At 51.6% G+C, this 12337-nt stretch carries 11 protein-coding genes; all 11 read left to right on the top strand.

Features of this window, described 5'->3' with window-relative positions:
• The first annotated feature begins 122 nt into the window (after positions 1-122).
• Positions 123-1829, top strand: a complete 1707-nt coding sequence (locus tag HMPREF9469_RS08850; protein ID WP_007861086.1) for an ABC transporter substrate-binding protein — start codon at positions 123-125, stop codon at positions 1827-1829.
• Positions 1830-2433: 604 nt separating this feature from the next.
• A complete protein-coding gene (abc-f, locus tag HMPREF9469_RS08840) occupies positions 2434-3939 on the top strand; it encodes a ribosomal protection-like ABC-F family protein (protein ID WP_007861084.1) in 1506 nt (501 codons plus the stop codon).
• Between the two features lie 81 nt (positions 3940-4020).
• Positions 4021-4632 carry an NUDIX hydrolase gene (locus tag HMPREF9469_RS08835; protein WP_007861083.1) on the top strand — a complete coding sequence of 204 codons (612 nt, stop codon included), beginning with the start codon at positions 4021-4023 and terminating at the stop codon, positions 4630-4632.
• The gene (locus HMPREF9469_RS08830; RefSeq protein WP_007861082.1) at positions 4619-5179 is read left to right on the top strand and encodes a DUF3795 domain-containing protein; all 561 of its coding nucleotides are present in this window, start codon (positions 4619-4621) and stop codon (positions 5177-5179) included. The genes HMPREF9469_RS08835 and HMPREF9469_RS08830 overlap by 14 nt, the downstream gene beginning before the upstream one ends.
• A 104-nt stretch (positions 5180-5283) precedes the next feature.
• Positions 5284-5610: a hypothetical protein gene (locus HMPREF9469_RS08825; protein WP_007861081.1), complete on the top strand. Its 327-nt coding sequence runs from the start codon at positions 5284-5286 to the stop codon at positions 5608-5610.
• 93 nt (positions 5611-5703) lie between these two features.
• A complete protein-coding gene (cobI, locus tag HMPREF9469_RS08820; protein ID WP_007861080.1) occupies positions 5704-6411 on the top strand; it encodes a precorrin-2 C(20)-methyltransferase in 708 nt (235 codons plus the stop codon).
• Between the two features lie 4 nt (positions 6412-6415).
• Positions 6416-7261 (top strand): ABC transporter ATP-binding protein, encoded by an 846-nt coding sequence (locus HMPREF9469_RS08815; protein ID WP_007861079.1) that lies wholly within the window; start codon positions 6416-6418, stop codon positions 7259-7261.
• On the top strand, positions 7252-7986 hold the full coding sequence (locus HMPREF9469_RS08810) for an ABC transporter permease (protein ID WP_007861078.1): 735 nt from the start codon (positions 7252-7254) through the stop codon (positions 7984-7986). Before HMPREF9469_RS08815 ends, HMPREF9469_RS08810 begins: the two co-directional genes overlap by 10 nt.
• Positions 7987-8102: 116 nt before the next feature.
• Positions 8103-9593: a sensor histidine kinase gene (locus tag HMPREF9469_RS08805; protein ID WP_007861077.1), complete on the top strand. Its 1491-nt coding sequence runs from the start codon at positions 8103-8105 to the stop codon at positions 9591-9593.
• Between the two features lie 9 nt (positions 9594-9602).
• Entirely contained in the window at positions 9603-10520 is a 918-nt protein-coding gene (locus HMPREF9469_RS08800) for a response regulator transcription factor (RefSeq protein ID WP_007861076.1), read from the top strand.
• A gap of 272 nt (positions 10521-10792) precedes the next feature.
• Positions 10793-12337 carry a sugar ABC transporter ATP-binding protein gene (locus tag HMPREF9469_RS08795; RefSeq protein WP_007861075.1) on the top strand — a complete coding sequence of 515 codons (1545 nt, stop codon included), beginning with the start codon at positions 10793-10795 and terminating at the stop codon, positions 12335-12337.

Genomic DNA, 12337 nt, shown 5'->3' with positions numbered 1-12337 from the left:
ATGCCGCTGATGCGGCAATAACCTTTGGAAGCATCTCTTTGGGAAAAGCCCGGGAGAGTAGCAATAGGCGGATTCCTTAATCCGCAAAGGCTTCAGAAAAATTTTTGAAAGTAGGGAAGATTATGAAAAAGAAGATCACAAAAGTTCTTTCTACTGGACTGGCTCTTACCATGGTTCTGAGCATGGCTGCCTGCGGCAGCAAAAAGCCTGCCGGCGACACACCAGCCGCCACCAGCCCCTCCAGCAGCGCAGCTGCAGTTGTCGGTACCGACACCGGCAAGGTTGCCGAGGTTACGGATGAAACTGTTTCTGCCAAGGATACTCTGGTTTGGGGCTCCAAGGCCGGGGCATCCGGCGTTTTCCACCCCACCCTCCAGTACTCCAACTATGACCGCGAAGTTGTTTTCCTGGTCTATGACCGTCTTCTGACCAAAGATGTTGACGACAATTATGTTGAGAGCCTGTGCGATTCCTATGAGATCAACGAGGACGCCACTGTGTACACCTTCAACCTGAAGAAAGACATCAAGTGGCATGATGGTGAGGCTTTTACTGCTGAGGATGTGGCGTTCACCTATGAAACCACCTGCCATCCCGATTTTGGCAAGGGCTATGATGAGTTTTCCGCCGCTCTGCTGGGCGCTGACGCTTACCATGACGGCACTGCCGACCATGTGGAAGGCATCAAGGTCATTGATGACTACACGGTCAGCTTCACCTTCAAGGCGCCTTACCTGGATGCTCTGGTGAAATTTATTGACAAGCCTGTACTGGCAAAGCACATTTGGGAAGGCACCCCTGTGGGAAAGTGGGGCGATGCCACCGAGCTGCTCCAGAACCCTGTGGGTACCGGCCCCTATAAATTTGTGGAGTTTGTTCCCGACCAGTATGTCAAGCTGGTTGCCAACCCTGACTACTTTAAGGGCGAGCCCCTGATCAAGAACTTTATTTTTAAGGTTTCCAACAAAGACACCTGCCAGGCTGAGCTGGTAAACGGGGACATTGACGTCACCGAGGTCAGAACATGGCGTCCTGATGGTATCCAGACCTTCCTGGACAACAACATCCCTATTGCAGAGCAGCTTGACACCAACGCCACCTACCTGGTGTTTGACACCACTGATCCTATTCTCAGCGATGTAAGGATCCGTCAGGCCATCATTTACGCTATGAACCGTCAGGCCATGGTGGATGGACTGGTTGCCGGTCACGGGTCCCTGTCTAACGCTTTGATGAAGCCATCCCTGTCTGTGTATCCCGACACGCTGAACACCTATGATTACAGCATTGAGAAGGCTCAGGAACTGCTGAAGGAAGCCGGATATGAGGATACCAATGGTGACGGCATTGTTGACAAGGACGGCAAGAACCTGGCTCTGACCCTGCAGTACAGCACCGGAAGCAACGATGAGCTGGTTCAGGTTATCCAGAACTTTGCAAAGGCTGCCGGGATCCAGGTAGACTTGGTGGGTCAGGACTTCAACACGGTTCTGGCAACTCTTAAGGATTCTACCGCTGAGTTTGATATGGCGATCATGGGAGCTACCTACCGTGCCAACATGGGTTACGGCGGTTCCAACTCCTGGATGTCCCGCTGGGATAAAGATCCCAAAGAGGTTGAACTGCTGAATGCGGCTGCTGCCTCCAAGAATATGGAAGAGGCTGCTGCCAATTACGGGGCATGGTGTGAGTACGATAATGAGATGACTCCTCAGTTCGTCCTGTACTTCTATAACCAGGGTTATGCCTACAATCCAAAACTGGTCAACTATGTGGTAGCTCCTGATGAGTGGTTCTACAATGTTGAGACCTGGTATTTTGAAAACTAATTGACCACCTGATAAAAAGGGGCTGCTGCAAACGTAGACCATCTACCGCAGATCATCTACCGTAGATCATCTACAGGAGCATCCGCTCCTTTTTGCTGTTTTTCGTTTCCGGAGCGGTCCTGCGGTGGTATGGATAAAGGGGCAAAACTTAGCCGCCAATAACTCGGGCGGCAATATCCCAGGTATTTTTGGTGTTGACATCGGCTCGGTGTGCTGTTATAGTTACAATTGTGATCAATTATAAGAAGATGGGAGATGAAAGGATGAGAATGTATTCTTGCAGATAATGAATTTCATAGACAGCATGGAGATGGTGCAGCAGATGTTTCTTCCTTTTACAGGGGACGGGGCGCTGGCTGCCGTGCCCCAAAGGTGCTTTTCCATGCGATGCAGGAATATATATCCTTTTATCTTTATAATACAGGCGCACAGTGCTGCCGGGAGAAGTGTTGCCGGTGGGAATGTGCGGTCCGCTGTCATGTTTTTTCAGGATCCGGGTTGAGATCATGGGACCCGGGACGGACTTCGGAGCTTATGTAAGGGATGCAGGAATATTCTTGCATCCTTTTTGCTTGGAGAAAATCGAAATGGAGGGATGAAAAGAATGGCGCAGATACAGGTAAATCATTTGACATTTTATTATGAGGGAAACTACGAGGAATTGTTTAGCGATGTTTCCTTTGCCATAGACACGGATTGGAAATTGGGATTTGTGGGCAGGAACGGAAGGGGAAAGACCACCTTTCTCAACCTGCTCATGGGAAAATATGAGTACAGAGGAAGCATTTCGGCTCCGGTCCATTTTGAATATTTTCCCTTTCAGGTTAAGGATAAGTCCAGGATGACCATTGACATAGTGGAGGAGATGGATCCCGGTTATGAACTGTGGAAACTGCTAAGGGAAATAAACCTGATGGAAATGGAACCGGAGCTGCTTTACCGGCCATATGACACCCTGAGCAATGGAGAGCGCACCAGGATCATGCTGGCGGTATTATTTACCAAAGAGCACAGCTTCCTTTTGATCGATGAGCCTACCAATCATCTGGATGCAGAGGCGAGGCAGGCTGTGAGCCGGTACCTGAACAAAAAATCGGGGTTTATCCTGGTATCCCACGACCGCAGGTTTATGGATGAGTGTGTTGACCATGTGCTTTCCCTGAATAAGAGTACCATTGAAGTGGTGCAGGGGAATTTTACCACGTGGTGGGATAACAAGAGACAAAGGGATGAATGGGAAGCTCAGGAGAACGAAAAGCTGAAAAAGGAGATCGGGAGGCTGAGGGAGTCGGCCAGGCAGACGGAGCGCTGGTCTGACGCAGTGGAGAAAACAAAAAAAGGGACCAAGACCGGCGGGCTGAAACCGGACCGGGGGTATGTGGGACATAAGGCGGCAAAGATGATGAAACGCTCCAAATCAACGGAGAGCCGGATGGAGAAAGCAGCGGAGGACAAGGAAAAGCTGCTGAAGGATGTGGAAACAGCAGAAAGCCTGAAGATCATTCCACTCCGCCACCATAAACAGGTCCTTGTGTCCATGGAGGATGTATCCCTTGGGTACGCCTTGGAAAAAGGTCCGGTCCTGGAACATCTGACCATGGAGATCAGGGAGGGAGACCGTGCTGTCCTGGACGGAAGAAACGGCTCCGGTAAATCCACGGTGATCAAAGCCATTGTGGGAGGGGATGGAGACCCCCTTGTATTATCAGGGAGAATCCACACGGCGTCAGGCCTTGTCATATCCTACGTGTCACAGGATACCTCCTGGCTTTCAGGGAGTGTCAGCAGGTTCACGGAGCAATACGGACTGGACGCCACCTTGTTCCGGGCAATCCTGAGAAAGCTGGATTTTTCCAGGGACCATTTTTCAAAGGAAATGCAGTTTTACAGTGAAGGGCAGAAAAAGAAGGTCCTGCTGGCAAAAAGCCTTTGCGAACAGGCGCATCTTTATATCTGGGATGAGCCGCTGAATTTTATTGATGTATTTTCCAGAATGCAGATAGAGGAGCTGATTATGAGCCATGGACTGACCATGATATTTGTGGAGCATGACCAGGCGTTCAGGGAAAAGGTGGCAACAAAGGGGATCAGTCTGAATGACATGGCCTGATCACAGGATTTGTGTTACAATAATTCCAGACCAATGCCGGAAGGCAGAAAATACAAAAAGAGTGGAAAGAAGGTTGAGGAAATGGACCTATTGGAACAAATGGAAGCATATCATCCCTTTAACGAGCAGGAGGAAATGGACCAAAAGCTGATCCTCAAATGTCTGAGACAGGATGAGGATATATTTACACGAAAGAACAGCCTGGCCCATATGACCGCATCGGCCTGGGTGGTGAATCAGGACCGTACCCGGGTGCTGATGGCATATCACAATATCTATGATTCCTGGTCCTGGCTGGGAGGCCATGCGGACGGGGACCGGGATCTGCTGCGGGTGGCTGTCCGGGAGGCCGTGGAGGAAAGCGGGCTTTCGGATATACGGCCTGTGACGGATTCCATCTATTCCATAGAGGTGCTGACCGTGGACGGACATGTAAAGCGGGGGGCATATGTTGCCTCCCATCTGCACCTGAACGTCACCTATCTTCTGGATGCGGATGACCATGGAATTCTGCACACAAAGGAGGATGAGAACAGCGGCGTTGCCTGGTTCCCCGCGGAGGAGGCGGTCAGCGCCTCCTCGGAGCCGTGGATGCGGGAGCGGATCTACAGCAAATTAAATGCAAAGATGGCTGCATACGGAGGTCTTCAGGGAGCGGCGGGGATCAAGGAGGCTGCTGATGAAGGGATTTGACCGGGATTATCCATGGCTGTCCCTCTGTGGACTGAATTGCAGGCTGTGCACCCTGTATATGGATCAGTATTGTCCGGGCTGCGGAGGCGGGGAGGGGAACCAGTCCTGCGCCATTGCAAGATGCAGCCTGTCACATGGGGGAGTCACGTTCTGCTCCCAGTGCGGAGAATTTCCCTGCGCCAGGTATGAGCAGGCGGAGGAGTACGATTCCTTTATAACCCACCGTAATAAAAGGAGGGATCTGGAAAAGGTGCTTCAGATCGGCCGGGATGCCTATGGGGAGGAGCAGGAGGAAAAGGAACAAATATTAAAACAACTTTTGGCCGGTTACAATGACGGCAGGCGCAAATCATTTTTCTGTGTGGCGGTCAACCTCCTAAAACTGCAGGATCTGCGGGAGATCATGGGCCATCTTGAAAGCCATGAGGCGGCGGAAGATGAGACCGTCAGGGAAAAGGCGGTGTACGCGGTGAAACTGTTCCAGGAGCGGGCCGCAGAGCGGGGCCTGGAACTGAAGCTGAGAAGAAAGCCCGGAAAGAAAAAGTAAAGATTCTTAATAAAATACCCTCTATTATTGTGTGCCCATTATCATATAATTAGGTTGTAAACAGGTTCTGTTTTATCTGATCAGTTTGTGAAAGAGGGTGCAATATGGAGTCTGCATGTTACCGCTACTTTTCAATACGCACAGATTGTTACTCCAATACATGGCCCACTGATGATGTTGAGGCTTACATAGAAAATTCCGGGCTCTTTTCCAGGTTATCTGCAGGGGCGTACCATGGGCGGAACTTTTTCTGCGCCCTGCAGATCATGCGTGTAAAGGACTGGGATGGCTGGAGCAGCAATGATTATGACAGCAGGAGATCAAATTATATTGATATTGTCACATCCCATGAAGCCTCCCCTGAACGGGATGCATTTCTGGGCAGTCTTTCCCGTTACCTGGGATGGAGGATGGTGGAAGAGACCGGATGACAGGTATCCCATTGATCCGGCCGGAACCAATTGCGCTTTCATGGCGGATATGATACCATGTCATGGTATGAAAAACGGAAAGGGGACTTAAGAATGGGAAAATTATACGGAATCGGCGTGGGGCCGGGAGATCCTGAGCTGCTGACATTAAAGGCCCATCGGATCCTGGGTGAGGCGGATGTGATCTTCTGCCCGGAAAAGAAAAAAGGCGCGGGCAGTTTTGCCTACGATATCATTAAAGGACTGCTGAAAGACGCCGGGGCGGAGATCGTTAATCTTGTGTATCCCATGCATTACCATGGGGACCGGCTGCAGGAAATGTGGAAGGAGAATGCCGCGCAGATCGCCGAATGTCTCAGCGGGAACAGGATTGGGGCTTTTATCACCCTGGGAGATCCGGCTGTTTACAGCACATTCATGTATACACTGCCCTATATAGAACAGGCCGGTGTGGAGGTGGAGGTGGTGCCGGGCATCACCTCTTTTTGTGCGGTGGCTGATTCCATGAAGATGCCTTTGGTGGCCTGGGATGAGGATCTGGTGGTGGCTCCGGTACGGGAAAACAGCAGCGAAGATCTTGGAAGGATCCTGAGAGAACATGACAATGTGGTGCTGATGAAGCCTTCCGCCAACCAGCAGGCGCTGCTTCAGGCGATCCGGGAGAATCATCTGGAAGACCACTTTGTACTGGTGACCAAATCTGGTACGGGTGAGGAGCGTCTGGTGACGGATTTTGCAGAACTGGAGCAGTATGAGATCCCATACCTGTCCACGGTCATTATCAAGCGTCAGGGAAGGTGAGTCAATGATCGTATGCAATGATCTGCATAAGGGGTTTGGGGATGTGAAGGCAGTGGATGGAATCTCCTTCCAGGTGCCGGACGGAACATTTCTGGGGCTTTTGGGACCTAACGGAGCGGGGAAGACAACGCTGATGCGCATGATGACCGGACTTCTGGCGCCGGATACGGGCACGGTGGAGTTTGACAACAGGCTTATGGACCGGAATGCCATAGGGGTGAAACAGGTGATCGGCGTCACCAGCCAGCATGTAAATCTGGACAAGGAGCTGACCGTGGAGGAGAACATGGAGTTTGCGGGGCGCCTTTACCGCATGAGAAGGAATGAGATTGCGGCTGCCGCGGACCGGCTTCTGGCGTTCCTGGGACTGGACAGTGTCAGGGGACGGGTAGTTCAGGGACTGTCCGGAGGGATGAAGCGCAAGCTGATGATCGCAAAAGCCCTGATCCACGATCCCCGGTATCTGTTCTTAGATGAGCCCACGGTGGGAATCGATCCCAAGGCCCGCCGGGATATCTGGGATTTTCTCCATGTGCAGCACAAGGAGGGAAAGACCATTGTGCTCACCACCCATTATATAGAGGAGGCACAGCACCTGTGTGATAAGGTGATGCTCATTGACGGGGGCAGGATCTTTAGGGAGGATACGCCGGAGGCGCTGATCGCGCAGATCGGCAGGTTCAAGGTGGAATATGACACCGGGGAACGGATGGAGGCCGAGTTTTTTACTGACCTGTCAGGGGCAAAGGCCCGGGCCGGACAGCTGGATGTTCCCTGCAGCGTGCTTCCCTCCACGCTGGAGGATGTGTTTTTCCATTACACCAGCAAGGAGGTGGAGGGATGGAAATAACAACGATCCTCTGGAGAGAGTGGCTGTTCTTAAAGCGGAGGTTCTGGCGGGTGACATTTTCACAGATGGTCTCCCCGCTGCTGTATTTTGTCACCTTTGGAATGGGGCTGGGGGGCATGGTGAATGTGGACGGACAGCCCTACCTCCATTATTTGATCCCCGGGCTTCTGGCCATGACCACCATGCGCAACAGCTACACCTCTGTTTCCACGCGCATCAGCGTCATGCGTCTCCATGAAAAAAGCTTTGAGTGTTACTTCTATTCCCCCACGCGGATGTATCTCCTTGCTATTGGGCATATTCTGGCAGGGGCCTTGAGAGGAATGTACTCAGGGGTGTTTATCCTGCTGCTTGGCCTGGTATCCAGGGCGGGTCTTGTATATAATGGCTGGCTCCTGGCAGCGGTGGTCCTGAACGCCTGGATCTTTTCAGCGTTGGGATTCCTGGCAGCCATGGTGATCCGGAGCCACTATGATATGAATAACTTTACAAATGTTGTAATTACCCCCATGTCCTTTCTGTGCGGAACCTTCTTTTCTCTGGAGGGGATTCCCCAGGCCCTGAAGCGGCTTGTAAATGTCATGCCCCTGACCCATACCACCCGGCTGATACGGGGGCTTTCCTTTGGAGGCAGCGTTAACTGGACGTCCATGGCAGTCTCCGCACTGTTTGCGGCCGTGCTCACAGGATGCTGTGTGCGGATCTGTTACAGGGAGGCGGAGTAGTTAAGATTCCGTTCAGATTTAGGAAGGCTTATTGACACAGTTCCGCCTTTTTCTTATAGTAACCTGAGAGCCTGTTGATGGATCAGGGCTGATTCAGGTGAAAAGGAGCGGACAGGGTGGGGAAGACCATAAGCCGGGTCGTGGATATCTGGTATCATATGACCCTGAGAAGGAAGCTGTCTGTAATCATTGCAAGCGTGGCTGTGATGATGGCGGCTTCCATTTATATTAACCTGATAGTAGTGTATTATTTTGTGGATCATGGACAGGAGATCATGGATGACAATCTGTCCTGCTATAAGTTCCAGGATGCCCTGGAGGAGGAAGCCGCCTGTTTTGCCAGGCTGATCGGGGAGAGAAATCTGGAGAGCGAACAGGCTTATAAGGATTCCGGCGTGCGTGCGTTGGCGTATTTGGAACAACTGCCCTTTGACTATAACCAGGTGGGAAGGGACAGGTACGCCATCACATGGAGCATCCGCAACAGCTATGGCGAATATGAGAAGCAGAAGAAAAAAGTCATTGCCATGGAAGCGGATGAGGATGGGTATATCAGGGAGCTATACAAGGTGTACAGCATGCAGGGGTATCTGAACACTTACGCATCGAGGCTTACAAGGGCAGTCCTCACAGAAGGAAACAGCTACTATGAGGCCCAGGTGCCGTCCCTTAGACGGATGCCTCTTGTGCTGGTGCTGATCAGCATTACGGCATTCATCGCATTAGTGGCCATGCTGCGCTTTATTACGGGAAGCATTGTAAAGGTATTGGTACACCTGGCGTCCTCATCCGGGAAAATAGAGCGCAATGATTTTTCAGGCGCTGATGTGGTCTGGGCCGGAAGGGATGAGATCGGACAGCTGGTCAGTGCATTTAACAAGATGAAGCATTCCACGGAGCGTTATTTTGCCGCGGCAGAGGAAAAAAGAAAGATGGAGGAACAGCTGCATTGTCAGGAACTTGAACGTACACAGCTGGAACAGCGTTTTTCACTGGCTCAGCTCCAGCTGATCAAGAGCCAGCTCAATCCCCATTTTCTTTTTAACACACTGAACATGATCACCCGCATGTCCCAGGCGGAGGATGCGCCTGTTACCGAAGAAATGCTGGTGGCCATGAGCAATCTTTTGCGGTACAGCCTGAGAACCACCAATGCCTTTACGCCATTGGGACAGGAACTTAAGGTGGTGGAGGATTACATGTACATACAGCGTATGCGCTTTGGAAGCAGGATACGCTGGAGCGTGGACTGCAGCCGGGATCTTTGTGAAAGGGAGGTGCCCGTGTTCCTGCTCCAGCCCCTGGTGGAGAACGCAGTGATCCACGGCATAGCGGATCAGGAGGAGGGCGGCGCCATCTATATACGGATCCGGGAAAAAGGAGAACTGCTGTGGATCTCGGTGGCGGACACGGGAGCGGGGATTCCCGGAAAGCACTTGAGGGAACTGCAGGAGGCATCTACATTGAGGGGAAAGCGGCTGGGAATCGGACTGGGCAATATTTACCGCAGGATCACCGCTTATTATGATAAGGGCAGGATCCTGCTTGACAGCAGGGAGGGCTGCGGCACCGTGGTCCAGATGGAATTTGGAAAAAGGAAGGAATAGGATTGGGGAATGGCCGGTTTAATGATTGCAGAGGATGAGCTGATCGAGCGTATGGTTCTTAAGAAAATGCTCCAGAAAAAGTTTGGGGAACAGTGTACCATCTATGAGGCCCAGAACGGTCATGAGGCAGTGGAGTTAGCCAGGCGGGAAGAGATCCAGGTGATCATCCTGGACATCGGTATGCCGGGGATGAACGGGATCCAGGCAGCAAAGATCATACGCAGGGAGCACCCGGAATGCTGCATCATTTTCCTTACCGCCTATGACCGCTTTGAGTATGCCAGGAGTGCCATTTCCGTGGGGGCCATGGAATACCTTTTAAAGCCATATTCCAGCCGGGAGATCATTCACGTGACAGGGGAAGCCCTGCACCTTGCGGACCGGTACCGGACATGGAGGGCCGGAAAAAATGGAGCCGGCGGGGATGGAGCCGGTGGGGATAGAGCCGGTGGAACCGGAGCAGAAGCAGCGGCCGGAAAGGATGGGGCCGGTGGGACTGGGGCTGGTGAAACTGCGTCTGGTGAGATCCTGCCCTTCACTCTGCGTCTGGTGGACGAACCGGATCAGGAAAAGGAAAATGATGAGTCGTGTACCCGCCTGTCCCTGATGGTTTCCATGGTGGAGGAGTATATACGAACCCATTATATGTATGAGATATCCATGCATGATGCGGCAAAGGCAGTGAATTATTCCGATCCCTATTTCTGCAAGATGTTCAAACAGCAGTTTGGCCAGAACTTCACATCCTATCTGGCGGAGTACCGGATCAATGAAGCCAAAAAGCTGCTCTGCCAGCCCAATGTGAATGTGAAGGATGTGGGCATCCGCGTGGGGTATCCGGACAACAACTATTTCACCAAGGTATTCAGGCGGCTGGCCGGCATGAACCCTTCGGATTACAGGATGGAGCTGCTTCAGAAACTCTGATAAGAAAAATGAATATGCGTTAAGATAGTGTTAAAATCATCTAATAAACTTATTTATTAGATGATTTTTTTGTATATAATACATAATAAAAAGCTAAAAAATTACTACGGATGATAAAAAGATACGATATAAATGGAAAACAGGCGAGGCTATAATTGAGTTATGAAACACAACACTGTGCAGGAAAGAATGACTGTTATGACACACTGCCAAAAGAGGCGGGAGCCTCAGGCGGAAGAAAAGCAGAAGGAAAGATGAAAGGAGAACGGGATATGGAACAGGAGCTGTTTCGCATGGAGGGGATCAGCAAAAGCTTCCCCGGGGTCAAGGCTCTGGACCGGGTATCCCTCACTGTAAATAAGGGGGAGGTCCTTGGGCTTGTAGGTGAGAACGGCGCCGGAAAGTCAACGCTGATGAAGATACTCTCAGGGGTGTACCGGGCAGATGAGGGGGACATCTACATTGAGGGCCAGAAGGTGGTGATCGACTCCGTGGCAAAGGCCCATGAACTGGGAGTCAGCATTATCATGCAGGAGCTGAACATGTGCGGGCATCTGAGTGTGGCGGACAACATTTTTATTGGAAGAGCCCACAAAAAGGGACTTTTTATCGATGATAAGAGGATGCATGAGGAAGCCCAAAAAATACTGGATGACCTGGGTATTGATCTGAATACCTACGCCCATGTGGGTAGTCTGAGCATTGCAAAACAGCAGATGGTGGAGATCGCAAAGGCCATCAGTTTCCACTCAAAGATACTGGTGCTGGATGAGCCCACGGCCACACTGACAGAGAGGGAAATCGAGCAGCTGTTTGGGATTATACGCAGGCTGAAGGAAAAGGGAGTGGGCATGGTCTACATCTCCCACCGGATGGCTGAGCTGAACCAGATCTGTGAGCGGGTCACCATTATCCGCGATGGCCAGTACATAGGGACCAGGAACCTGGCTGATATCACCATGGATGAGCTGGTGAACATGATCGTGGGACGCTCCCTGGAGGACAAATACCCCAAATATGTGCGGACCCTGGGGGAGGTGGCGCTGGAGGCCAGGAATGTGCGCAGGGGGAACAAGGTAAACGCCGGTTATTTCTATGTGAGAAAAGGGGAGATACTGGGCATTTCCGGTCTGGTGGGAGCAGGGCGTACCGAACTGATGCGGTGTATTTTCGGAGCTGACAGGGCAGACCATATGGAACTGAGCCTGGAGGGAAAGCCGGTGAAGATCAATTCCGTGATCCAGGCCATAAAACATGGGATCGGTTATGCGACAGAGGACAGAAAGAGGGACGGGCTGGCCCTTGGCCTGGATGTAAAATATAACACCAATATGGCTCATCTTCCCAGCATCACCCATTTTGGGTTTATAGATGACAAGGCGGGAACCGTGAACGCGGAAAAATATGTGGATCTGCTGCGCACCAAGACGCCCAGTATCCATCAGCTGTGCCAAAACCTTTCAGGAGGCAACCAGCAAAAGGTGGTGCTTGCCAAATGGCTGTGCAATGATGTAAAGGTCCTGATCGTGGATGAACCCACAAGGGGAATCGATGTGGGAGCAAAATACGAGGTATACGAGCTTTTTAACAGGCTCAGCGACCAGGGAGTGGCGATCATCATGATTTCATCGGAATTGCCTGAGATCCTTGGGATGAGTGACAGGATACTGGTCATCCATCAGGGAGAGATCAACGGCGAGCTGGATGCAAAGACGGCCACCCAGGAACAGATCCTGTACCTGGCAGCCGGATATAACAAATTAGAAGGAAAACCAGCCCCCACATTATCAGCAGGGGCAGAGGGAAAGGGAGCGTAA

It is taken from the genome of [Clostridium] citroniae WAL-17108 (assembly GCF_000233455.1).
In the GTDB taxonomy this organism is placed as follows: Bacteria; Bacillota; Clostridia; order Lachnospirales; family Lachnospiraceae; genus Enterocloster; species Enterocloster citroniae.
The sequence above is the reverse complement of the archived record's forward strand: the minus strand, read 5'-3'. Positions and strand labels throughout refer to the sequence as shown.